Genomic DNA, 22,947 nt, shown 5'->3' with positions numbered 1-22,947 from the left:
CGTTCCGGGCGCACCGGCCCACTCTCTGCTTGGCTGGTCGATATGAGTCAGAGGTTCCTCCGCTACCAGTCCCCGGTGCCCGACAGCACGGGGATCCATCTTGGGATCTTTGCCCTGGCCAACCGTCTGGCGAAGCAGGGCCACCTCAATCCCGACGACTGGGCGTCCTGGCGCAGCGCCAATGACTACTACGACGCCGCCTATCCGACGCCGGAGAAGTCGGTTTACGATCCCGTCGCGAATCCGGCGGCTCAAGCCTGGTTCAAGGCCACCGCCGAACACCTGCTGGCCAGGGTCGGTTTCTACGTGGACCTCCTGCGCCGCTACGACGTCGCCTGCGAGCTGTTCCACTCGGATGATCCCGGCCGGATCGTCTACGAGGACGATGTGCAGATCGTCGTGGTGCCGCAGAAGGCAGCAGCGCCGGAGCACACCGACTGAGGCGGCCGCGCTCTCACCACTGTGAAGTTCTCTGCCGACAGCAGAGAACCGCCTGCCCGGCGGCGCCCGGCCGCCACATCACCTGACGATCTGGCTGACCGCCAGAACTCCGCCACTGGGGTCGGCGATCAGCGCGTTCCGGAAACCCGGCGCGTCCGTCGGTGGCATGAGGATCGACCCGCCGAGTTCGACGACGCGGTCGGCGAAGTCATCGGCGTCGGAGACCTGCATATTGATCGCCCAATGGGTCGGCACGCCGGAGGCGCCCGGGGTTTCCGAGGCCACGGCGACGACATCGTCGGGAAGGTTCGGATCAGCTGCCTTGCGCGTGCTGCCTCCCAGACGCCACAGGCGGAGGGCCGCACCCGGCATCGGGTCCAGGTGCCAGCCGAAGACCGTGGCGTAGAACGTCTGCGCCGCTCCGATGTCAGGGGTGTGCAGCGCACTCATCTGCCAGGTGTTGGGCACGTCGACGGCTTCGCTGACGGTCGGCGCGCTGCCTTCGCGTGCCCCGAACGCCGCGCCTGCCGGGTCCGTGAAAAGCGCCGCGCGTTCACCATTTCCCGCTTCCAGGGGTCCGGCAAGAACGGTTCCTCCGGCCTCCTGGACTGCGTCCACGGTGCCATCGAGATCGGCCACCAGGACGTACATGACCCAGGCACCTCGATCGAGCATCGGCGGTGCCTGGGCGACGCCGGCCACGCGTCTCCCGTCAAGACGCGCCAGGCAGGAGCCGCCCGTTCCCGCCTCATCGAACGTCCAGCCGAACAGCTCACCGTAGAAGGACGCCGCGACGCCGGGGTCGGGTTGAAGCGTTTCGATCCAGCAGGGTGATCCTGCGGTGAAAGAGGTGCTGGTCATTCCGTGGACTCCTCATCTGTGGGACGTCGTCGTTCCAGACCTTGGCGAAGGCCGTTCTGCTGCTCACCGACGCTTGGAACCCCGCAGGGCGACCTTCTTGTCGCAGTCACTCGCGTGCCGGCGTCGCGCTCATGGCCAGCCTAGACTCCAGGCGTTCAGCGCGCAGGCCGGCTGGTCCGCCCCGCATTCTGCAAGGATGTGTTCTGTGAGCATCAGTGCCGCGCACGCGAGCGCGTTCTACCGGGAGGTCATCGAGCATCAAGAGGTGTGGACTGTTCGTGATCAGAACGGATTCCCAGCCCCTGAAGGCTCCGACGGTCACCGAACCATGCCATTCTGGTCGCTGCTCAGCCGTGCGGAACGCGTCATCACGTCGGTCCCCGCGTACCGCGACTTCGAGCTGATTTCGCTGCCGCTGAAGCGGTGGATGGAGGCTTGGCTCCCAGGCCTTGACCGCGATGGAATCCTCGTCGGACTCAACTGGTCAGGCCTCCGAGCGACCGGCTTCGAGATGCCACCACTTACGGTGCTGGACAGCGTGAACTCTCTGACGAGGGATGACTGACGCCTCGGTAGTCCGGGGTGGCAGACTCATCCCGTGAATGCGCTCAGGAGTCTCCGAATGCTCGCTATCAGCGAAGTGCTCAACATACATGTCGGCGCGGACGTGCTGATCGCTGCCGGTTTGAAGGCTCTGCTCGACGGCGTGGACTCGCCATCGCTCTCCCTGCTGGCAGGTCTCTCTCGGCGGGAGGAAGGCGAGGCTCATGATCTGTTCCACGACGTCGCGGCCGAGTTGGACCTTGTACCGGCTAACCCGCTCGACACGGCCCTCGAGCGGTGGGATCTGGTTCGCTGGTGGTGCGAGCAGATCGCGGATGGAACTCTGGAACCAGAGGTTGTCGGGCGGAAAATCTGGTTCCACGGCTGGATCGAGCTCGGTTTCCCCGAGACCCTTCAACCGATGGTCCTCGCCGTGACCGAGTGGGAGGAGTGGAGCCCAGCACTGGGCGTCGAGCGCGACCACTATCGGAGGTTGATCGCCGACGAAGCCACGCGACTCCTGAGCGGCACCTGGCCGCAGCCCTCCCCTCCGGGACCGGCGCAGTAGAGGGACGGACGGTTCCACGTCAGGCGTCCTAGGAGACCGCCCGGACTCAACCTTCATTCTTGCTACGTCCTGGATTCAGGGCAGACGCCTCAAATCTCGCAAGGCAGCGGGCCGGGGGCTCGATCTAGCAGTGGCCTCCACCCCCAAGCTGCGGGCTAGGCGCAGGTCCTCGACGTGAACGTTCCGAAGACCACTGAAGCGACGCGCTCCGGCGTCATGTCGTCGGTGTCGATGACCGCGTCATGAGGGCTTTCATCGCCAAGACGTGCGGCGAGTGCCTGATGATTGTCGAGGTGCCAGTTCAGGGCGTGGTTCCGGGCAGCCGGGTACCTGCCCCGGAGTCTTTCGGCAGCGACTTCCGGTGAGGCCGTCAGGTGCACCACGAACAGCTCGACGCCGAAACACTCCTCATACCGTTCCTGATCCTGAACCGTTTCGATGACTCCCGCGATGATCGGCGTCTTCGGACCGCTGCGCTGATAGTTGTGCCACACGGCTCGCAGGTTCTCGGCCTCGACCAGCACGTTTCTCGGATCGCCCTCAGCCACAGGCCATGAACGGTGGAACCAATCGACGTCGAACAGAGCAAAAGGCAGCTCTGCCTCCGCGAAACGATCTCCGAGGTGGTCAAGCACCGAGGTCTTGCCCACCCCGTAGGACCCGTTGAGAAAGATTCCAGACCTGCCCGCCGCCATCCGGCAACGATATCAACGGCCGGTTCGGCGCCCTCCGGGCACCCTCTCAACGCACAACGCCGGCCGAGCACCGTCCTGGGGGATCAGCGTGCTCGACCGGCGCTTCGTGCCGGAGTCCGACGGTCTCAGAGCTGGGCGAAGGCCTGCTCCAGGTCCGCCAGGAGATCCTCGACGTCCTCAATGCCGCAGGAGAGGCGCAGTAGGTTGTCCGGGACGGCCAGCTCGGTGCCCTTGACGGAGGCGTGGGTCATCTCGGCGGGGTAGTTCATGAGGGACTCGATGCCGCCCAGGGACTCCGCCAGCGTGAACACACGGGTGGACTCGGCCACCTTGCGGGCTGCCTCGGCGCCGCCCTTGAACTGCACGGACACCATGCCACCGAAACCGCGCATCTGCTTCGCGGCGAGCTCGTGTCCGGGGTGATCCGGCAGGCCCGGGTACAGCACGGCCTCCACCTCGGGACGGGTGAGCAGCCATTCGGCCACGGCCTGGCCGTTCTCGCAGTGCCGGTCCATGCGCACGCCCAGCGTCTTCAGGCCGCGGGTGGTGAGGAACGCGTCCATCGGGCCCGAGACACCACCGGCGGCGAACTGCAGGAACTGCACCTTCTGCGCCAGCTCTTCGTCGTTGAGCACCACGGCCCCGCCCACCACATCGGAGTGCCCGCCGATGTACTTGGTGGTGGAGTGGATGACGATGTCGGCGCCCAGTGCGAGCGGGTTCTGCAGGTACGGCGAAGCGAAGGTGTTGTCCACCACCAGGAGGGCGCCGGCGTCGTGAGCGATGTCCGCGAGCGCCGCGATGTCACTGATGCGCATCATGGGGTTCGAGGGGGTCTCCACCCAGAGCAGCCGGGTCTGGTTGTCGCGCACGGCATGGGCGGTGGCGTCCGGATCGGCCAGGTTCACCGCGGTGTTCCCGATGCCCCAGTCTCCGTGGATGCGGGAGATCAGGCGGTACGTGCCGCCGTAGGCGTCGTTGCCCAGCACGATGTGGTCCCCCGGACGGCAGAGGGCCCGGATCAGGGCGTCCTCCGCAGCCAGACCGGAACCGAAGGAGTAGGCGTACTTTCCGCCCTCGACGGCGGCCAGCTGCTCCTGGAGTGCATCCCGGGTGGGGTTGCCGCCACGGCCGTATTCGTAGCCGTCGCGCAGGCCGCCGATCCCGTCCTGGGCATAGGTGGAGGAGAAGTGCAGGGGCGGAACCACGGCGCCGGTCCGGGGCTCGAAGGCCTGACCCGCGTGGACTGCGGTGGTGTTGAAGCCCGCGGTGCGGTCAGCTGCGTGGGACATGATTTTTCCCTTCCATGAGGCATTTGCCGGTGGGCACTAGTTGCTGAGGTAGGCGAGGAGATCGTGACGGGTCACGATGCCCACGGGGGCTCCGACGAAGGTCACCATGATGGTGTCCGACTCGGAGAGCAGGGCACGGGCCGCGGAGATGGACTCGAGCGAACCGATCACGGGCAGCTTCTCCCCCATGTGATCCGCGATCTTGTCCGTCATCTTGGCTTCGCCGCGGAAGAGCTTGCTGGTCAGGGTCCGCTCATCCACGGAGCCCAGGACCTCACCCATCACCACCGGCGGTTCGGCGGAGAGCACCGGGATGTGGTCCACGCCGTATTCGTTCATGATGTTGATGACGTCACGGACGGATTCGTTGGGGTGGATGTGGACCAGGTCCGGCATGGAGCCCTTCTTGGACTCCAGAATCGCGCCCACGGTGTCTTCTTCGGCGCCCGGCAGGAAGCCGTAGGAACGCATCCACTGGTCGTTGAAGATCTTGGCGAGGTAGCCGCGCCCGGAGTCCGGGAGGATCACCACCACCACGGCGTCCTTCGGGAGGCCCTTCGCCGCACGCAGCGCGGCGACCACGGCCATGCCGCTGGAACCGCCCACCAGGAGGCCCTCTTCACGGGCGAGTCGGCGGGTCATGGCGAAGGAGTCCGCGTCGGAGACGGCGATGACCTCATCCGGCACGGACTTGTCATAGTTGCCGGGCCACATGTCCTCGCCCACGCCCTCGACGAAGTACGGGCGTCCCGTGCCACCGGAGTACACGGAGCCCTCCGGGTCCGCGCCGATGACCTTGACCTGGCCGCCCTCCGCCTCGGGACGATCCGCGGAGACCTCCTTGAGATACCGGCCGGTGCCGGTGATGGTGCCGCCGGTGCCCGCGCCGATCACCACATGGGTGATCTTGCCGTCGGTGTCCTGCCAGATCTCTGGACCGGTGGATTCGTAGTGGCTGCCGGGGGCGGCGGGGTTGGAGAACTGGTCCGGCTTGTAGGCGCCGGGGATCTCGCGGACCAGGCGGTCCGACACCCCGTAGTAGCTCTGAGGGCTGTCCGGGGCCACGGACGTGGGGGTCACCACGACTTCCGCGCCGTAGGCCTCCAGGACGGCGCGCTTGTCCTCGCCCACCTTGTCCGGGACCACGAAGATGCACTTGTAGCCCTTCTGCTGGGCCACGAGGGCCAGGCCCACGCCGGTATTGCCGCTGGTGGGCTCCACGATGGTGCCGCCGGGCTGGAGCTTCCCGCTCGCCTCCGCCTCCGCGACCATCTTGGCCGCGATACGGTCCTTGATGGAACCGCCAGGGTTGAGGTATTCGAGCTTGACCAGGACGGTGGCTTCGATGCCCTCCGTCACGTGATTGAGCTTGATGAGGGGCGTGTTGCCGATCAGGTCCAGGACGGACTCCGCGTACTTCATGGCATCAACTCTATCCGCTGGCACTGACGGCGCGGAGGCGATGGGAGGGATGTGGAAATCCAAGGTCACGGGAGCCTGTGGAGAGGCTCCCGTGAGCCGCATCGAGAGCTGGGCGGCCGCCCAGTGGAAACCGTCCGGGGGACACTTCGCCCGATTGACTTAATCGAACATACTTTCGAATAATGAAGGAATGCCGCTCCCGCTCAGCTCCGTCTCCACCGCCTCCGCGGAGGACGGTCTGCGCGCGCTTCAGGAACGCATTCACGTGATGCAGGGACGGGGCAACAGAGAGGGCTTCCACCCCGTGATTCCGGGCCTTCGGGGGCTTTTCCCCTCTGGTTTGCGGGGTGGTGCGGCGTATTCGCTCGAGACTCCGCTCTCGGTGGCCATGGCACTCCTCGCCGGGCCGTCCGCGAACGGTCAGTGGTGCGGTGCGGCAGGAATCCCCGGGTTCGGCGCCGAGGCCGCCGCGGGCTTCGGCGTCGCCCTTGAACGGTTCGTCCTGGTCCCGGACACCGGGCCGGACTGGCTCCCCGTCATCTCGACCCTCGCGGACGTCCTGCCGGTGCTGCTGGTACGGCCTTCCGCGCGGGTCACCCCGGGAGACGCTGCGCGCCTTGCCTCGCGGTTGCGCGAACGCGGCGGGACGCTCCTGGTGCTCGGCCCCTGGCCGCAGAGCGAGGGGCTGCTCCGGGTGCGCGGATCGCGCTGGGAGGGACTTGGGGACGGGCATGGTCATCTGAGGCGGCACCGGGTGGAACTGGAACTCCAGCACCGTGGGCGCACCAGGACCGCGGTCCTGGACCTTGCGGCTCTGGACTCCTCCGGCACGACGGACTCCTCCAGCACTGTGGACGGCTCCAGCACTGTGGACGGCTCCGGAACGCGGCAGGGCACCGGTGGACACTCAGCGTCCCGAGCCCCACACGCCACGACGGCCGGCAGTCGCCCTGCGCTCGTTCAGGTCGCGCCGTGAGCAACGGAACGCCGTCCGGTGTCCCCCGGGCGCTCATCGTATGGTTTCCGGACTGGCCCCTGGTCGCCGCGCAGCTGGCAGAGGAGATCCCGGAACGCGTCCCCGCGGCGCTCCTGGAGAAGGGCCTCATCGCCGTCTGCTCCTCCGAAGCCAGAGCCGCCGGGGTGGTCCGGGGCATCCGGGTGCGCGAAGCACAGGCCCGCTGTCCCGAAATCGTGACGCTGCACGCCGATCCCGCCCGGGACTCCCGGGAGTTCGAGCCGGTCGTCACCGCTCTCGAAGCCTCCCTCCCCGGGGTGCAGATCCTGCGGCCGGGCCTGTGCGTCATCCGGGCCCGGGGTGCCGTCCGGTATTACGGGAGCGAGGAGGCCGCGGTCGGCGCCGCCCTGGAAGCGGCTGCACGGCTGGGGCTCGAGGCCAGGGCCGGGATCGCCGATTCGGTGTTCGCGGCCGAACAAGCCGCCCGCAGCACCACGGAACTCTCGCCGCTGTTCATCGTGGATGAGGGGGACTCCCCCGCGTTCCTTGCGGGCATTCCGGTCACGGTCCTGGGGGAACCCCGACTCGTTTCGCTGCTGATCCGCCTCGGGATCCAGACTCTGGGCGGCCTCGCGGCGCTCTCGCCCGCGGACGTCCGTTCCCGGTTCGGCGCCGAAGGGTATCTGGCGCACGCCTGTGCCCGCGGTCAGGACCCCCGCGGGATCGTGCCGCGGATCCCTCCTCCTCCGCAGGACCGGACCGTCACTTTCGAGCCTGGTCTGGACCGGGTGGACCAGATCGCCTTCGCCCTGCGGCCGACTGCGGAGGAATTCGTCGAACGGCTGCGCCGTCAGGGCCTCGCCTGCACGACTTTGCGGGTGAGCATCACGGACGACGCCGGGCACCGCTCCGAGCGGAGCTGGGGGCACCCGCATCATTTCGGCGCGGGTGACGTGGTGGACCGCGTCCGCTGGCAGCTCCAGTCCTCCGGCGGGCCGAACGCAGCACGCCGGAGGACTGGAGCTGCGAGCGCCTCCGCTCCCGGCGCCCGGTGGCGGATGACGGACGAAGCCCTGGGGGCGCCCATCGTCCAGATCAGGATCGTCCCGGACGCCGTGGACCTGCTGGGCCGCCGTGGGCAGGCGTTGTTCGGCGGCGTGGACGAGCGCCTCGACCACGGCCTCCGACGGCTTCAGACCATGCTGGGCCACGGCTCCGTGCTGCACCCCGTGCCGGGCGGCGGGCGGCTTCTGGCGGAACGCAGCCTGCTGGTGCCCTGGGGTGAGGAGGCCCCGTCCGGCACGGCAGCCCGCGCTGCACGGCCCTGGCCCGGAGCCGTCCCGGATCCCTTGCCGGCCACGGTGTTCCCCGAGCCACTGCCGGTACGGCTGCTGGATGAGCATTCCGGGACCCTGCACGTCGGGGAACGCGGGGACCTGGCCACACCGCCGGCCTGGTTCTCCCCCGGTCCCCGTGCCCTGCGCCGGGCCGTCGTGGGCTGGGCCGGTCCCTGGCTGCTGCGGCAGCGCTGGTGGGATGCGGAGGCGAGCCGTCAGGCCGAGCGATTTCAGATCCTCGACAGCGAGAACGAGGCCTGGCTTCTGCTCGGTGAGGGCGGCCAATGGTGGGCGGAAGCCCGGTACGACTAGCAGCGTGAGCAGGCGGGGCAGCCACTCTGAACAACGGAAAGGAGAAGACAGTGGGCTGGAACAACCCCTCGATGCCATGGCAGCAGCTCCATGACATCCTCGAGGGCACGGAGGTCCAGCGTGCCGGGAAACGACAGGCCAAGCGCACCGGAGCCGGCCGGGCCCCGATCGAGCGCGACGGCGGGGACAGCCCCGCCTGGTCGCACAAACGCGGCCCGTACATCCCACTGCCGCGGCTGCTTGCGCCGGACGCCGGCTCCGAAGACTCCGGAGAGGACGACGGCGCGACGGCGGAAGCGGCCGGCGCGCGGAGCGGACCTCCGGAGCGGCCCGCTGCGCCCGGGGACACCGTTCCGTACGCCGAACTGCACGTCCATTCCCACTACAGCTTCCTGGACGGGGCCTCCTCCCCGGAAGAGCTCGTCGAGGAGGCCGTCCGGCTGGGCCTGCATGCCCTGGCCATCACGGACCATGACGGCTTCTACGGAGTGGTGCGGCTGGCCGAGGCCGCCGAAGCCTACGGGCTGAGGACGGTCTTCGGCGCGGAACTCTCGCTGGGCCTGAGCGCCCCGCAGAACGGTGTGGCCGATCCCGAAGGCGAACATCTCCTGGTGCTGGCCCGGGGCGAGGAGGGGTACCACCGCCTCGCCGGGGCCATCACCCAGGCGCAGCTCGCAAACGGCGCGGAGAAGGGCCGTCCCGTGTTCGATCTCGACGACCTCGCCGTGCGGCTCCGCGGTCACGCCGTGGTACTCACGGGCTGCCGCAAGGGTGCCGTCCGCCGGGCTCTCACAGGAGCCGATGAGGGCGCCGGGTTCCGCAGCCCGGAAGCAGCCGCCGAACATGCCGTGCGCCGCCTGGTCGAGCGCTTCGGACCGGAAGGGGTCGCCGTCGAGCTGTTCGACCACGGCAATCCTCTCGACAGCGCGCACAATGACGCCCTCGCCGCGATCGCGGACCGTCTGGGGCTGCCCTGCGTCGCCACGAACGCCGTCCATTTCGCACAGCCGTCGCGCCATCCACTGGCCACGGCCCTCGCCGCCGTGCGGGCGCGGCGGAGTCTCGATGAGATGGACGGCTGGCTCCCCGCGAGCGATGGGGCGCATCTGAGGAGTGGTGCGGAGATGGCGCGGCGCTTCGCGCGGTATCCGGGAGCGGTGGAGAACACGGTGCGCCTTGCCGACGAGCTGTCCTTCTCCCTCCGCGCGGCCCGTCCCAGGCTGCCGAAACAGGACGTCCCCGCCGGGCACACCCCCATGTCGTACCTGCGCGAACTGGTGGACCAGGGCATCACGGACCGGTACGGCACCTCGGGGCCGGACTGGCACGGGCCCGCCCCGGAGGAGGAAGTGCGGGAGCGAGTGGCACAGGAGCTGGCCGTGATCGAGAAGAAGGACTTCCCGGGCTACTTCCTGATCGTCCATGAGATCACCCAGTTCGCGAAGAGCCGGGGCATCCTCTGCCAGGGCCGGGGTTCCGCCGCGAATTCCGCCGCCTGCTATTTCCTCGGCATCACGGCCGTGGACAGCATCATGTACCGACTGCCCTTCGAGCGTTTCCTGTCGAGCCTGCGAGAGGAAGAGCCGGACATCGACGTCGACTTCGACTCGGACCGGCGCGAGGAGGTCATCCAGCACGTCTATGCCAAATACGGGCGGGCCAATGCGGCACAGGTGGCGAACGTCATCAGCTACCGGCCCAAGAACGCGGTGCGGGACGTGGCCAAGGCGTTCGGCTACAGCCAGGGACAACAGGATGCCTGGTCCAAACAGCTGAATCGCTGGGACGCCCTGGCGGAGGCACGGGAGTCCGCCACGGGTCCGGATGGGGCAGGCTCCGGCGCCACGGCGGCGGGCGCCGCGGATCAAGACAGTGCGAGCCAGGCCCCTACCGCCCGGAACAGGACAACGGAGCAGCGGTCCAGATCCAGGTCATCCGGAGAGGAGCCGGACGACGCCGTCATTCCGGTGCACGTCCTCGCCTTGGCGGAGCAGCTGCTCGGTTATCCGCGGCACCTCGGCATCCACTCGGGCGGCATGGTCCTGACCGAACGCCCCGTGGGCGAGGTGGTGCCGATCGAGCACGCGCGCATGGAGAACCGCACGGTCCTGCAATGGGACAAGGACGACTGCGAGTGGATGGGACTCGTCAAATTCGACCTTCTCGGCCTGGGGATGCTCGCGGCGCTGCAGTACTGCTTCGACCTGGTGGAGGAGAACTTCGGCGAACGCTGGACCCTCGCCGATCTGCCGAAAGAGGAGGCCGCCGTCTACGACATGCTGTGCCGGGCCGATTCGGTGGGGGTGTTCCAGGTGGAGTCCCGGGCGCAGATGAGCACCCTGCCTCGCCTGCGTCCGCGGGAGTTCTACGATCTGGTCGTCGAGATCGCACTCATCCGGCCCGGTCCCATCCAGGGCGGCGCCGTCCACCCCTACATTCGGCGCCGTGCCGGGGAAGAGAAGGAGACCTACCCGCACCCTCTCCTCGAGCCGGTCCTCAAACGGACCCTCGGCGTGCCGCTGTTCCAGGAACAGCTCATGCAGATGGCCATGGCGATCGGCGGGTGCAGCGCCGAGGACGCCGATCTCCTGCGCCGGGCCATGGGGTCCAAGCGCGGGATCGAGAAGATCGACAGCCTGAAGAAGAAGCTCTTCGCCGGCATGGCGGAGAACGGGTTGGGCCCCGAAGAGGCCCAGACCATTTATCTGCAGATCAAGGCATTCGCCAACTTCGGTTTCGCAGAGTCGCATTCGCTGAGCTTCGCCCTGCTCGTCTACGCGAGCTCCTGGCTCAAGCTGCATTACCCCGGGGCTTTCCTCGCGGCGCTGCTGAGGGCTCAGCCCATGGGCTTCTACTCGCCGCAGACCTTGGTGGCGGACGCCCGCCGGCACGGGGTGCGGGTACTCCGCCCGGACATCCTGCGCTCCCGGGCGGATGCCTGCCTGGAACCGGACGACGGCGAACCGGAGGACGGCGCGGACCCCGGCCACCACATCACCGGGAGGCCCTCCCCATCCCGCGGACTCGACTCCTGCCTGGACGACCTCCAGCCGAAGGCCGGCCCTTTCGATCCGGAAGCTCCGGACGAGGGCGCGGCACACCGCCGGGACGGATCCCACGCCGTGCGGCTCGGCATCGCGAGCGTCACGGGCATCGGCAAGGACCGCGCGGAGCGCATCGTCGTCGAGCGTGAAACGAACGGCCCGTTCCGTACCCTGACGGATCTCTCCCGCCGCACCGGTCTCACAGCGGAACAGCTGGAGGCCCTCGCCTCGGCCGGGGCCTTCGAGTCCCTGGGGCTCAGCCGACGGGAGGCTCTCTGGCAGGCCGGTTCGGCCGCGCTCGAACGGCCCGGCCAGCTCCCCGGCACGCAACCGTACATCCAGCCGCCGCTCCTGCCGGAGCTGGGGGACGAGGAGGCTGTGGCGTACGAGCTGTGGGCCACCGGGATCGCCACGGACGACCACCCGGTCCGGCATGCCCGGGGGCCTCTCGATGCGCGCGGAGTCCTCCGGATCACGGCTCTGCGCACCGCGGAGGACGGCACCCGGGTCGAGGTCGCGGGGCTGGTGACCCACCGCCAGAGACCCCAGACCGCGCAGGGCATCACCTTCATGAATCTCGAGGACGAAACCGGGATCCTCAACGTGGTGTGCAGCATCGGGGTGTGGACCCGCTACCGGCGTGTGGCACAGAGCGCCAAGGCCATGGTGGTCCGCGGCCTGGTGGAGCGGAGCAAGGAAGGGGTCACCAATCTGGTCGCGGACCGGCTTGAAGCCCTCCCGCTGCGGGCCAAGACCTCCTCCCGGGACTTCCGGTGAACGCAGATGGATCACGCCCGACGGACGCCGCGCAGGCCGCCCCACAGAAAGGATCCAACCCCCGAAAGAGCCCAGCCATCGCAAGGAACCGAAAGGAATCGTCCAGTGTCCCGTGACATGATGCTGCAGTGACCTCCGTCCTCCCCGCGTCCCACGTTTCCGGACCTGCGGCACCCGCCTCGCGCCCGGTCATGGCCGACGCCGAAGGGGTCTGGGAAGCGCCCGCACACTACTCGCTCGCGGCCACCTGTTTCCCGCTGCAGCGAGGCGACGGCGATCCGGCCTTCGCCCCGCATCCGGGCGGTCTCTGGATGGCGTTCCGCACCCCGGAAGGCACGGTATCCCTCCTGCTCACCCACCAGCGGGACGAATTGCGCGCCCGGGCCTGGGGTGACGGTGCAGCGCACGCCATCGCCGCCGTTCCCGCCCTTCTCGGGCTCACCGATGACTGGGACTCCTTCGACGCCGACCCGTTCCACTCCTCGCTGCCTCCCCTGGTCCGTGAGGCGCGACGACGGAACCCTGGCCTGCGGGCACCCGCCACCGGCCGGATCGTCGAGGCACTCGTGCCGACCATCCTGGAACAGAAGGTCACCACGCTCGAGGCCCGCCGGGGCTACCGCTACCTGGTGCGCCGTTTCGGCTCACCCGCTCCGGAAGCGGGCCGGGTGGCTCCCGCCGGGCTGATGGTGGCGCCGTCGTCCGATCAATGGCTGCGCGTGCCCTCCTGGGAGTGGCACCGTGCCGGCGTGGGCCCCCAGCGTTCCGCAACGGTCCTGCGGGCGCTGCGGTCGGCATCGGGCCTGGAACGGCTGGCGTCGAAGAGTGCCGCCGAGGCCGCTGCAGGGCTTCAGAGCATTCCGGGCATCGGGGTGTGGACGGCCGCCGAGGTCACCCAGCGCACGCATGCCGATCCCGATTCCGTGGCCGTGGGCGACTTCCACCTGGCCAAGTTCGTGGGCTTCGCGCTCACAGGCGAACGGACGGACGACGCCGGGATGCTGCGCCTGCTCGCGCCCTGGGAAGGGCAGCGGCAACGGGTGGTCCGGATGCTCTATGCGGCAGGCGTCCGGGCACCGCGTTTCGGCCCGAAGATGACGATCCAGGACCACCGGAACCACTGACAAGCGGCTCCACCGGCCCGATGGCCGACTCCTGCCAGCGTCGCTGGTCCACATCAGCTCCGGTGAAACCCGGCGCCCGCGCCGTGCACCTCAGCTCGCGTCACGGCCTGCGTTCACTCAGATGCACCGTCACGTCGTCCCCGGTGTTCTTGCCGATCCTCTCGCGCAGCGCCGCGCTGACCGGGAGTTTGTGTGTGCCGTCGCCGAGAGCCATGAAGGAGGTTTCGAACGGCTCGCCGTCCACGGTTCCGCTGACCCGCACCAGCCCACGGGTCCCGAAGTATTCCGCCGAGCCCTCCATCTGCACATAGGTCCAGCCGCCCTTGGCGGGACTCGTCAGCAGCGTGGCGGTGAACGTCACGTCCAGCGGTCCCGGGCTCTTCGCGTCGGCCATCACGGGTTCCTCTCCTCGGTGCAAGCGTGCCCTCCTGCCACGGTACGCTCCCGCGACGCTGAAATCAGCACCCTGGAAATCAGCGCCCAGGAGTCGGCACCCCCGAGATCAGCCCGCCGCGGCGACCCGCTCCCGGTCCAGCAGACGCATGATCCCCGTGACGGCTTCCCGCCCGGCCCGGTTGGCGCCGACAGTGGATTGCGAGGGCCCGAAACCGATCAGGTGCACCCGCGGTTCGGCCACCACCTGCGTGCCCCGGACCTCGATCCCGCCGCGCTCGTTGCGCAGCCCCAGCGGATCCAGATGAGCCAGGGCCGGGCGGAATCCCGTGGCCCACAGGATCACGTCCACTCCGGTGAAGGACCCGTCCGCTTCCCGCACCCCGTAAGGTTCGATCGCAGTGAACATCGGCCGGCGTTCCAGGGCTCCGCGTGCCTTGGCGGCGAGGGCATAAGGCGTCCAGGCGAGCTGGGTGTAAGAGACGATGCTGCCGGTCGGGTTCCCTGCTTCGGCGTCGGCGGTGACCTTCTCGATGGTCTCCCGCCCCTCCACCTCCGGGCTGAAGCCCGAGCCCCGGAACACCGGTTCGCGCCGGGTGTACCAGAGGACAGTGGCCACCCGGGAGATCTCCTCCAGCTGCTGCACCGCCGAGATCCCTCCCCCGACCACCGCCACCCGGAGCCCCGCGAATTCCTCCAGGGAGGTGTAGTCCCTGGTGTGCAGCTGGCGGCCGAGGAAACGGTCCTGCCCCGGGTAGTCCGGCAGGACCGGGTTGGTCCAGGTGCCACTGGCGTTGATCACCGCGCGGGCGAGCCACGGACCGGCGCTGGTCTCGATCAACAGCTCGCCGTCCGGACCGTCATCGGCCCGGGACACGGAACGCACCGTGACAGGCCGGACGATCGGCAGATTCTCGGCCTCCTCGAAAGCGGTGAAGTATGCCGGGACCGCTGAGCGACTCGGCGTGGCCGGATCGGTCGCGGGCTGCCGGAGGCCGGGCAGATCGAAGATGTTGTTGACCGTCGCCATCGTCAGTGACGCCCAGCGGTGCTGCCAGGCCCCGCCCGGGCGTTCCTCGGCGTCGAGCATCACGAAGGTGCGCTCCGCCTCAGGGTCCGTGAGCGCGCTCGCGAAACCCTGGCGTTTCAGGTGGTGGCCTGCGGACAGGCCGGCCTGCCCCGCCCCGATGACGACGACGGCGGCGCGCCGCACGCCGGGCACGGCTTCGCCCCCGCTCACGGCCGGCCGTCCTGGCCGACGCCGTCCTGGTCCGTCCCATCCCGGCCGAGTCCGAGGTTCCGGCGCAGGGCGCCGGTGAGCCGGCCGACGTCGGCGAGCTCCTCCGGCGTGAAAGCATCGACGAACAGCTCGTGAACGGCCCGCAGGTGGGGGACGGAGGCCGCCCGGAAGGTCTCCAGGCCGAGATCCGTGGCGCGGACGTCAATGCCCCGCGCTTCGCCGGCGCAGGTGTTCCGGCTGATGAGCCCGCGCTTCTCCATCCGGCCCAGGTGATGCGAAAGACGACTGCGCTCCCAGCCGACCAGGCCCGCGAGTTCGGAGGACCGCAGAGTCTTCCCCTCCGCCTCGCTCAGCGCCAGGAGGACCTGGTAGTCACCCGCGGACAGAGCGGTCTCGCTCAGAAAGCGAGTCGCGAGCCGAGCCTGCAGGGCTTCTGCAGTCTCCAGATAGTTCCGCCAGATGCGCAGTTCCTCCGTGGTGGGCAGGTGCCTCCCGGCGGATCCGGGGTGACGCTGTGCGTGGGCCATGATTCCTCCCAAGTTGACACGTCAACTGTAGGAGCGGATTATTGACATGTCAATTCTATCGGCACAGCGGAAGGCACCCGGCCATGACGGCACAGCAGGAGAACCCCCTCACCCTCGGCATCCTCGGCGCCGGGAAGGTGGGCACCGTCCTGGCCCGGCTGGCTGTCGCCGCCGGTTATCGCGTCCTGATCTCAGGCTCCGGCGACCCCGGCAAGATCTCCCTCATCACGGCCGTCCTGGCTCCCGGCGCCATCGCGGTGCGCCCGGAGGAGGCGGCCCGCCAGGCGGATCTGGTCATCCTCGCACTACCTCTGGGCAAGTACCGGAGCCTTCCGGTGGACGAGCTCCGCGGCAAACCGGTGATCGACGCCATGAACTACTGGTGGGAGACGGACGGCTTGCGGGAGGATCTGCGGAACCCGGCCACCTCCACCAGCGAGATCGTGCAGGAGTTCCTGCCGGAGTCCCGCGTGGTGAAGGCCTTCAACCACATGGGTTACCACGACCTGGACGAGGGCGCCCTGCTCGCCGGCACACCCGGCCGCAAAGCGATCGCCGTCGCAGGTGACCGGGAGGAGGACCTGGAGGCGGTCGCCACCCTGGTCGACGCACTCGGCTTCGACCCGGTGATCCTGAACCCGCTCGCCGCCGGAGAGCTGCTCGAGCCCGGCCATCCCGCCTTCGGCGCGAACGTGGAGGCGGAGGAACTCCGGGGACTGGTCGGGACGCTGATCGAGGACGCCGAAGCGGTCTGACCCTCCTCTACCGCCAGATGGGCAGCGCTCCCCATTTCCCACCACCGGTTCCGGACTCTACAGTGTGAATAACACCAACCTCTGGAGGAACCGCGTGGGGACGTTCTATGGCGCCGATGTCTCGGCGCTGCGACAGCTGGGGCAACGGTTCAAGACCTCCCGTGAGACCTTGTCCCGACTGGATGCCACGCTGAGTCAGAACATCGAAGCGGCGCGGCAGTGGACCGGTCCGGACGGTCGGCAGTTCAGGGCGGACTGGTCGGCGAACCACCGCAAGGCGCTGGCCGAGGCACGGACCCTGCTGGGCACGGCGGAGCGTGCCATCCTCCGCAATGCCGACGAACAGGAGACCGCCAGCCGGGGCGGTTCCTCGGGTAGCGGCGCAGCACCTCCCGGAAATGGCACGGGTTACATCCTGAGCGACCGCCCGGACCACTCCGTCCCTCGCTGTCCGGTTCGCGGGAAGCCCGATCTTTCGGAAGAGCGCCTCAAGGAACTCCAGGACAAGATCCACGCGGCAGCCGACTCGGACAACTTCTTCAAAGGCAACGACTCCGACGTCGAGGACCTGCGCAAAGCACTGGACGGGTTGACTCCGGCGCAGCTCGACCAGCTCCTCGGCACACTGTCGGACGACGAGCTGAAGGCCCTCGGGCACGGCCTCGCCTCCGACGGGAAGGGCCTGTTCAACTGGGAGGGCACCACCGCGTTCGAACGGCAGGCCGTCCTGGACCAGCTGCTCGCCAAGGCCTCCCCCGAACAGATGGAACGGGTCAAGGCCCAGATCTCCTGGGCGCAACCGGACGGCATCGCCGCCGGCGACGCCGCCAACCCGGACGGCGGTCCTCAGACCCCGAAGGGCTGGGTCACGCCTCAGGGTCCCGTGATCTCTTCCTCTCAATCCATCCTCGACATCCGGCAGGGCGGATACGGTGACTGCGTGGTGATGGCGGGACTGGGATCGCTGATCAACCAGGACCCGAACTGGGCCCGCGACCATGTCACCGACAACGGCAACGGCACGGTTTCGGTGAAGCTGAACGACGGTGGCCACGAACGCTGGGTCACCGTCACCAAGGACGTTCCGGCCGACGCGAACGGCAACCCCCAGGGCGCCAAGGGAAATGCCGGCGGCACGTGGCCCATGTACGTGGAGAAGGCCCTCGCCCAGGTCTACAACGAGGACGACGCGAACGATCCGGTGAATCCTGGCGCACCGGATGACAAGCGGTATGAGCCAGGCAACTACCGCGCCATCGAAGGCAACTACGGCACGGACGCCATGAAGTACCTGACCGACGGAAACCTGTCCGAGACGCATAGTTCATCAGACGTGTGGAAGGCCGCCGACGCGGGCCGTCCGGTCATCATCGGCACGCACGGCGAGGCTCCTCCCGGGGCACCGGACGGTTACGTGGCCGGCCACGAATTCTTCGTGACAGGAGTGGACGACTCTGGAAAACTCGTGCTGCAGAACCCCTGGGGACCTCATAAGGAGCCTCTCCACATCACCAAGGAGCAGTACGAGTCCATGTTCGGAAACGCGGTGATCACCGGATGAGGCGGGCCCTCACGTCCGCCGCTCTGGCCGTGGCCCTGACTCTGGGGGCGTCCGCGTGCGCGTCCCCCTCCAATCCTGCCCCACAACCGAAGGAAAGCACTCCCATGGCCCAGAACCCCAGCTGCACCTCCCAGGGCGCCTACGCCCTCCGGCAGTCCGCCCACGCGGTGTTCCCGGCTCTGCCGCAGCATCCCGGGGGTGCGGGGCAGACCCCGGCTGGCGGGATCTACACGGTGGACCTCACGCGGACACCCGCCACTGCCAGCATCACCTTCGATGTCGAGGAGCCGACACCGGGAAAGGACATCGACTTCAAGGATGCCAAGCTCGGCGACGAACTGGAGTTCTGGGGATACCGGATCCGGATCACGTCCATCTGCCAGGGCGAAGTCCGCTTCGATGTCCTGAAGCACCCCTGAACCACCCCAGCCCTACAGCCCCAGCCTCCGCACGGCCTCCTCCCGCATCTCCACCTTCCGGATCTTGCCGGAGACGGTCATGGGGAAACTCTCCCGGATCTCCAGGTACCGCGGGATCTTGTAATGCGCCAGGCGGCCCGTGCAGTACTCCCGGAGCGCCTCCACCGTCAGGACTTCGGCTCCCGGCCTCAGGATGACGCAGGCCATGAGCTCCTCGCCGTACTTCTCGTCCGGGACGCCGATCACCTGCACGTCCTGCACCTCCGGATGCTGATACAGGAACTCCTCGATCTCCCGCGGGTAGATGTTCTCGCCACCACGGATCACCAGGTCCTTGATCCGGCCTTCCACCACCACGTAGCCGTCCTGATCCATCCGGGCCAGGTCGCCGGTGTGCATCCAGCCGTCCGGGTCGATGGCTTCCGCGGTCTTGTCCGGCTGGTCCCAGTAGCCCTTCATGACCACGTATCCACGGGTGCACAGCTCGCCGATCTCCCCGCGCGGAACCACCTCGCCGCTCAGAGGATCGATGATCCGGCTCTCGCAATGCGGCATGGTCCGGCCCACCGACTCGGTGCGCTGCGCCAGGGTGTCCCCGTCACGGGTCATGGTGGACACCGGCGACGTCTCGGTCATGCCGTAGCAGATGGCCACATCTTTCATGTGCATCTGCTCGATCACGCGCTTCATCACCTCGATGGGACACAGAGACCCCGCCATGACGCCGGTCCGCAGGGTGTCGAGCCCGTAGCTGTCGAAGTCCGGCAGCGCCAGCTCGGCGATGAACATGGTCGGCACGCCGTACAGGGAGGTGGCCCGGAATTCCTGGACCGCGCGCAGAGCCGCCGCCGGGTTGAAGGATCGCGACGGGATGATGGCCGTGCCGCCGTAGGAGAAGATGTTGAGGTTCCCGATCACCATGCCGAAGCAGTGATAGAACGGCACCGGGATGACCACCTTGTCCTCCTCGGTGTACTTCAGCAGGGCGCCGATCTGGTGGCCGTTGTTGAGGATGTTGTGGTGCGTGAGGGTGGCCCCCTTGGGGAAACCCGTGGTGCCGGAGGTGTACTGGATGTTGATGGGATCCTGCGGATCCAGGCCCGCCATCCGCTCCGCGAGCGCCTCGGGCGCGACGGCAGCGGCCTCCTCCAGCAGCCCGCTCCAGCTCCGCTCCCCTGGACTCTGCGGGGCGCCGGCTTGGAGCCGCAGCTGCGGATCGCTTTCGGCATTGCCGGGCAGAAACACGAGTTCTCGCAGCTCAGGACAGCGCTCCACGGCCGCACGGGACATCGCCACGTAGTCGCTGTTCCGGTCGTCCGGAGCCAGCACGAGCATTCGCATGCCGTTCTGCCGGGCCACGAACTCCAGTTCATGCGTGCGGTACGCCGGGTTCACGTTGACCAGGATGGCCCCGATCTTCGCCGTCGCGTACTGAAGGATGGTCCACTCAGCGCAATTGGCGCTCCAGATGCCCACCCGCTCCCCCACGCCGACTCCCACGGCCAGGAGCGCACGTGCCAGGAGGTCGACGTCGTCGTTCAGTTCGCGGTAGGTCCACCGGCGCGGCGGATGCCCGGGGAGGCCCGCCTCGATGAGCGCCTCCCGGTCGGGGAATCGCTGGACCATGGCTTCGAAGTCGGCGCCGATGGTCCGGTTCAGCAGAGGGACGCTGGCGTCCCCGGCGGTGTAGGAATCCATGTGAGGCAGGTTACTGGTTGGTACGTGTCGGCGACCAGACCTCCGGGCTGTCCCTCCTGGGCTTTTCCAGTCGGGCGGCCAGGCCTCCGCCGATCGCTCCGAAGAGATGCCCCTGCCAGGAGATCCCGGTCTGCCCAGGGAAGACGCCCCAGAGGATGGCTCCATAGGCCAGGAGGATCACCACACCGAGCGCGATCTGGATCAGGCTCCGAGTGAAGACCCCGCGCAGGACCAGATAGACGATCCATCCGAACACCAGGCCGGAGGCGCCGAGGTGCAGCGAACCGGGTCCACCCGTGAGCCAGGTCCCGAGGCCGCCCACGAGCCAGACGACCGCCGTGACGCGCAGCCAGGCCCCCACCCCGGACAGCAGGATCACGAAACCGAGCACGAGCAACGGCCCCGTGTTGGCGATCAGGTGGCTCCAGCCCAGATGGAGCAGCGGTGCGAACAGGATTCCGCTCAGCCCGCCCGGGTTCCATGGCCTGATCCCGAACGAATCGAGGCGGTGCCCCATGACGGTGTCCACCGCCTCGATCACCCAGAGCAGCAGGACGAACCCGCCGATGGTCATGGCCGCGGTGGCGATCCGGCTGCGGCCGGGCCGGCCCTGCTCGTCCTGCTCGGGGGTGAGACTCATGCGGACAGTCTAGAAGGCCGCCCTCGCCGGCCCACGGACGACGACGGCCCGGCGGCGCCCGTCAGGACGCTCGCCGGGCCGTCGGTCCGGAAATTCGGGGGTCAGGCCTGCTCGGACTCGCCGGCTTCAGCCTGTGCCTGCGCCTTGGCCACCTGCGCGTGGACCTCGGTCATGTCCAGGCCCTTCACGGCCTCCACGAGCTGTTCGAGCTGCGGGGCGGACATGGCGCCGGGCTGCGAGAAGACCAGAACCTGCTCACGGAATGCCATGAGGGTGGGGATCGAGGTGATGCCCGCCTCGGCCGAGAGCTGCTGCTCCGTCTCGGTGTCCACCTTGGCGAAGAAGACGTCGGGGTGCTTCTCCGAGACCGCGGCGTAGTTGGGTGCGAACATCTTGCACGGACGGCACCAATCGGCCCAGAAGTCCACCAGGACGATGTCGTTGCCCTGGATGGTCTCGGTGAACTGTTCTCCGGTGATGTCTACGGTAGCCATGTCTCCACGGTAGCCACCCCGACGGCGGCTGGCCACCATGGCGAGCGGCTTTCCGCTCTGGGCGTGACCGCCGGGCGGTGCGGCCCGGTGCGGATTCCCGGCCGGGCGAGGGCCATGCGTCCAGGTGAGAACGGGCGGCCGGACCGGGCCGTAGACCACACCTCTTCCCATCTTTTGAACACGTGTTTAGTATCTTAAACATGCGTTCAGCACCTCAGGATGATCTCACCACCAAGGCCCGCATCCGGGACTCGGCCATCCGGCTCTACGCCCGCGACGGCTTCGCCAAAACGAGCCTGCGCGCCATCGCCGCAGAGGCCGGAGTCAGCCCCGGACTGCTCATCCACCACTTCGGCTCCACAGTCGGCCTGCGCGAGGCCTGCGACGAGCAGGTTCTGGGCGTCGCCAGCGCACGGGCCAGCAGCAAGATGCAGCCCGGCGGACTCAAACACCTCATGGAGGAGTTCAATCGCAACCCGCAGGGCTACGCACTGGAGATGGACTACCTCCGCCAGGCCCTCCTGGAAGGCACCGCCACCAGCGCCTCGCTCTTCCGTCACCTCGTGGAACTGAGCGAGGCGGTGATCCGCAGCGGCATCGAGGACGGGACGGTCCGGCCCTTCGCCGATGTCCGCGGCATCGCCGTCCTCACCGCTCTCACCAGCGTCGGGTCGCTCGCCTTCGGCCCGTTCGCCGCCGAGACCCTCGGCGTGGACGGCGACTGGCAGAGCGTCATCCAACGGATCGGCGCCCCCGGCCTGGAGCTCTACACCCACGGCTTCTACACCACGGACGCCTTCCTCACGGCCTACCGGGAGGCCACCACCCCGGACCCCGATGACCCTCAGGAGGCCTGACATGTCATCCACACCCTCTCCCAGCATCAGCGTCGAATCCCTGCACAAGTCCTTCGCCCGCAATGAAGTGCTCCACGGGCTCAGCTTCGAGCTGCCGCCGGGTTCCGTCCTCGGCCTGATCGGACCCAACGGCGCCGGGAAGACCACCACCCTGAGATGCCTGGTGGACATCATCAGACCCAGCAGCGGCACCCTGCGCGTCCTGGGCGAAGACCCCCGGCACGCCGGCCCCGGGCTCCGCCGCCGGATCGGTTATCTGCCCGGCGAGCTGATCCTGGAGTCCCGGGTCACGGGCCGCAAGCTTCTCCACCACTTCGCCCGGCTGAGCGGCCCCGTGCGCCACGGGCGGATCGAGGAACTGGCCGATCGGCTCAACGTCCCGCTGGACAAGCAGGTCCGCGAGCTCTCCAAAGGCAACAAGCAGAAGCTCGGACTCATCCAGGCCTTCATGCACGACCCCGAACTCCTCATTCTCGACGAGCCCACCAGCGGCCTGGACCCTCTGCTCCAGCAGGAGTTCCTCGCGATGGTCGCCGAGGTCCGTGCGGACGGGCGCTCCGTGCTGCTCAGCTCCCATGTGCTGAGCGAACTCCAGCAGAGCGCGGACCGGGTGGCGATCCTCCGCGCCGGCGCGATCGTCGCCGATGCGAGCGTCGAGGAGCTGCGCGCCAATGCGGTCCGCACCCTGCGTGTGCGGCTTGAGGACGGCGATCAGGTGCGGGAAGACGCCGTGCGGCGGCTGGGCGAGGTGCCCGGCGTCGACGGTCTGCGCTCTCTGCCCGACGGACGGCTGGAGGCGACCGTGCACGACGGCGTCCGTCCCCTGCTCGCGGCGCTCGCCGCCCTGCCGGTCACCGACGTCGTGCTGGAAGAGCCCGACCTGGAGGAAGCGGTGCTGACGCTGTACGGCACGCACCCAGAGCCCGCGGGGCCCGCGGCTCCGGACGGGCAGGGCGGCCGCCATGAGCGGCACGCACGGAAGGAGTCCTGAG

At 68.5% G+C, this 22,947-nt stretch carries 22 protein-coding genes; 12 read left to right on the top strand and 10 right to left on the bottom strand.

Annotated features, from left to right (window positions below):
* The first annotated feature begins 42 nt into the window (after positions 1 to 42).
* On the top strand, positions 43 to 441 hold the full coding sequence (locus AB4Y75_RS01530) for a hypothetical protein (protein ID WP_441434157.1): 399 nt from the start codon (positions 43 to 45) through the stop codon (positions 439 to 441).
* Positions 442 to 519: 78 nt separating this feature from the next.
* Here AB4Y75_RS01530 and AB4Y75_RS01525 read toward each other — a convergent pair whose 3' ends face one another.
* A complete protein-coding gene (locus AB4Y75_RS01525) occupies positions 520 to 1,302 on the bottom strand; it encodes a VOC family protein (protein WP_441434156.1) in 783 nt (260 codons plus the stop codon).
* A 205-nt stretch (positions 1,303 to 1,507) separates the two neighbouring features.
* On the opposite strand from AB4Y75_RS01525, the gene AB4Y75_RS01520 reads away from it, so the two are divergent.
* Positions 1,508 to 1,867 carry a DUF2750 domain-containing protein gene (locus AB4Y75_RS01520; protein WP_441434155.1) on the top strand — a complete coding sequence of 120 codons (360 nt, stop codon included), beginning with the start codon at positions 1,508 to 1,510 and terminating at the stop codon, positions 1,865 to 1,867.
* A 57-nt stretch (positions 1,868 to 1,924) separates the two neighbouring features.
* Positions 1,925 to 2,413, top strand: a complete 489-nt coding sequence (locus AB4Y75_RS01515) for a hypothetical protein (protein ID WP_441434154.1) — start codon at positions 1,925 to 1,927, stop codon at positions 2,411 to 2,413.
* A gap of 155 nt (positions 2,414 to 2,568) precedes the next feature.
* Here AB4Y75_RS01515 and AB4Y75_RS01510 read toward each other — a convergent pair whose 3' ends face one another.
* The 3 genes from AB4Y75_RS01510 to AB4Y75_RS01500 form a co-directional block, all read right to left on the bottom strand.
* Positions 2,569 to 3,108, bottom strand: a complete 540-nt coding sequence (locus AB4Y75_RS01510) for an AAA family ATPase (RefSeq protein ID WP_441434153.1) — start codon at positions 3,106 to 3,108, stop codon at positions 2,569 to 2,571.
* A gap of 125 nt (positions 3,109 to 3,233) precedes the next feature.
* Positions 3,234 to 4,400, bottom strand: a complete 1,167-nt coding sequence (locus tag AB4Y75_RS01505; RefSeq protein ID WP_441434152.1) for a cystathionine gamma-synthase — start codon at positions 4,398 to 4,400, stop codon at positions 3,234 to 3,236.
* Between the two features lie 36 nt (positions 4,401 to 4,436).
* Positions 4,437 to 5,822 (bottom strand): cystathionine beta-synthase, encoded by a 1,386-nt coding sequence (locus tag AB4Y75_RS01500; protein ID WP_441434151.1) that lies wholly within the window; start codon positions 5,820 to 5,822, stop codon positions 4,437 to 4,439.
* Positions 5,823 to 6,012: 190 nt separating this feature from the next.
* On the opposite strand from AB4Y75_RS01500, the gene AB4Y75_RS01495 reads away from it, so the two are divergent.
* The 4 genes from AB4Y75_RS01495 (at position 6,013) to AB4Y75_RS01480 (ending at position 13,371) form a co-directional block, all read left to right on the top strand.
* Positions 6,013 to 6,798, top strand: a complete 786-nt coding sequence (locus tag AB4Y75_RS01495; protein ID WP_441434150.1) for a hypothetical protein — start codon at positions 6,013 to 6,015, stop codon at positions 6,796 to 6,798.
* On the top strand, positions 6,795 to 8,426 hold the full coding sequence (locus tag AB4Y75_RS01490) for a DNA polymerase Y family protein (RefSeq protein ID WP_441434149.1): 1,632 nt from the start codon (positions 6,795 to 6,797) through the stop codon (positions 8,424 to 8,426). Before AB4Y75_RS01495 ends, AB4Y75_RS01490 begins: the two co-directional genes overlap by 4 nt.
* A gap of 50 nt (positions 8,427 to 8,476) precedes the next feature.
* Entirely contained in the window at positions 8,477 to 12,247 is a 3,771-nt protein-coding gene (locus AB4Y75_RS01485) for an error-prone DNA polymerase (protein ID WP_441434148.1), read from the top strand.
* A gap of 191 nt (positions 12,248 to 12,438) precedes the next feature.
* Positions 12,439 to 13,371, top strand: a complete 933-nt coding sequence (locus AB4Y75_RS01480; protein ID WP_441435236.1) for a DNA-3-methyladenine glycosylase family protein — start codon at positions 12,439 to 12,441, stop codon at positions 13,369 to 13,371.
* Between the two features lie 100 nt (positions 13,372 to 13,471).
* Here AB4Y75_RS01480 and AB4Y75_RS01475 read toward each other — a convergent pair whose 3' ends face one another.
* From AB4Y75_RS01475 to AB4Y75_RS01465, 3 genes are all read right to left on the bottom strand, one after another.
* The gene (locus AB4Y75_RS01475; protein WP_441434147.1) at positions 13,472 to 13,765 is read right to left on the bottom strand and encodes a DUF1905 domain-containing protein; all 294 of its coding nucleotides are present in this window, start codon (positions 13,763 to 13,765) and stop codon (positions 13,472 to 13,474) included.
* Positions 13,766 to 13,873: 108 nt separating this feature from the next.
* Positions 13,874 to 15,004, bottom strand: coding sequence for an NAD(P)-binding domain-containing protein (locus AB4Y75_RS01470; protein WP_441434146.1), 1,131 nt, complete (start codon positions 15,002 to 15,004; stop codon positions 13,874 to 13,876).
* On the bottom strand, positions 15,001 to 15,531 hold the full coding sequence (locus AB4Y75_RS01465) for a MarR family winged helix-turn-helix transcriptional regulator (protein ID WP_441434145.1): 531 nt from the start codon (positions 15,529 to 15,531) through the stop codon (positions 15,001 to 15,003). The genes AB4Y75_RS01470 and AB4Y75_RS01465 overlap by 4 nt, the downstream gene beginning before the upstream one ends.
* 83 nt (positions 15,532 to 15,614) lie before the next feature.
* Here AB4Y75_RS01465 and AB4Y75_RS01460 point away from each other — a divergent pair, with 83 nt between their 5' ends.
* The 3 genes from AB4Y75_RS01460 (at position 15,615) to AB4Y75_RS01450 (ending at position 18,266) form a co-directional block, all read left to right on the top strand.
* The gene (locus AB4Y75_RS01460; protein WP_441434144.1) at positions 15,615 to 16,286 is read left to right on the top strand and encodes an NADPH-dependent F420 reductase; all 672 of its coding nucleotides are present in this window, start codon (positions 15,615 to 15,617) and stop codon (positions 16,284 to 16,286) included.
* A gap of 94 nt (positions 16,287 to 16,380) precedes the next feature.
* On the top strand, positions 16,381 to 17,847 hold the full coding sequence (locus tag AB4Y75_RS01455) for a C2 family cysteine protease (RefSeq protein WP_441434143.1): 1,467 nt from the start codon (positions 16,381 to 16,383) through the stop codon (positions 17,845 to 17,847).
* A 104-nt stretch (positions 17,848 to 17,951) separates the two neighbouring features.
* Entirely contained in the window at positions 17,952 to 18,266 is a 315-nt protein-coding gene (locus AB4Y75_RS01450) for a hypothetical protein (RefSeq protein WP_441434142.1), read from the top strand.
* A 12-nt stretch (positions 18,267 to 18,278) separates the two neighbouring features.
* Here AB4Y75_RS01450 and AB4Y75_RS01445 read toward each other — a convergent pair whose 3' ends face one another.
* The 3 genes from AB4Y75_RS01445 to AB4Y75_RS01435 all read right to left on the bottom strand — a co-directional run bounded on the left by AB4Y75_RS01445 (position 18,279) and on the right by AB4Y75_RS01435 (position 21,098).
* Complete coding sequence (locus AB4Y75_RS01445; RefSeq protein ID WP_441434141.1) at positions 18,279 to 19,964, bottom strand: AMP-binding protein; 1,686 nt, start codon at positions 19,962 to 19,964, stop codon at positions 18,279 to 18,281.
* A gap of 10 nt (positions 19,965 to 19,974) precedes the next feature.
* Positions 19,975 to 20,604: a rhomboid family intramembrane serine protease gene (locus tag AB4Y75_RS01440; protein ID WP_441434140.1), complete on the bottom strand. Its 630-nt coding sequence runs from the start codon at positions 20,602 to 20,604 to the stop codon at positions 19,975 to 19,977.
* 101 nt (positions 20,605 to 20,705) lie between these two features.
* Positions 20,706 to 21,098, bottom strand: coding sequence for a thioredoxin family protein (locus AB4Y75_RS01435; protein WP_441434139.1), 393 nt, complete (start codon positions 21,096 to 21,098; stop codon positions 20,706 to 20,708).
* Positions 21,099 to 21,298: 200 nt separating this feature from the next.
* Between AB4Y75_RS01435 and AB4Y75_RS01430 the strand changes: the two genes are divergently transcribed.
* A complete protein-coding gene (locus AB4Y75_RS01430; protein WP_441434138.1) occupies positions 21,299 to 21,955 on the top strand; it encodes a TetR family transcriptional regulator in 657 nt (218 codons plus the stop codon).
* 1 nt (position 21,956) lies between these two features.
* Positions 21,957 to 22,946: an ABC transporter ATP-binding protein gene (locus AB4Y75_RS01425; RefSeq protein ID WP_441434137.1), complete on the top strand. Its 990-nt coding sequence runs from the start codon at positions 21,957 to 21,959 to the stop codon at positions 22,944 to 22,946.
* The last annotated feature ends 1 nt before the right edge of the window (position 22,947 follow it).

It is taken from the genome of Arthrobacter sp. RAF14 (genome assembly GCF_052114185.1).
GTDB lineage: Bacteria > Actinomycetota > Actinomycetes > Actinomycetales > Micrococcaceae > Arthrobacter_E.
Note: the sequence above shows the minus strand (reverse complement) of the source record. Positions and strands in the feature narration are given on the sequence as shown.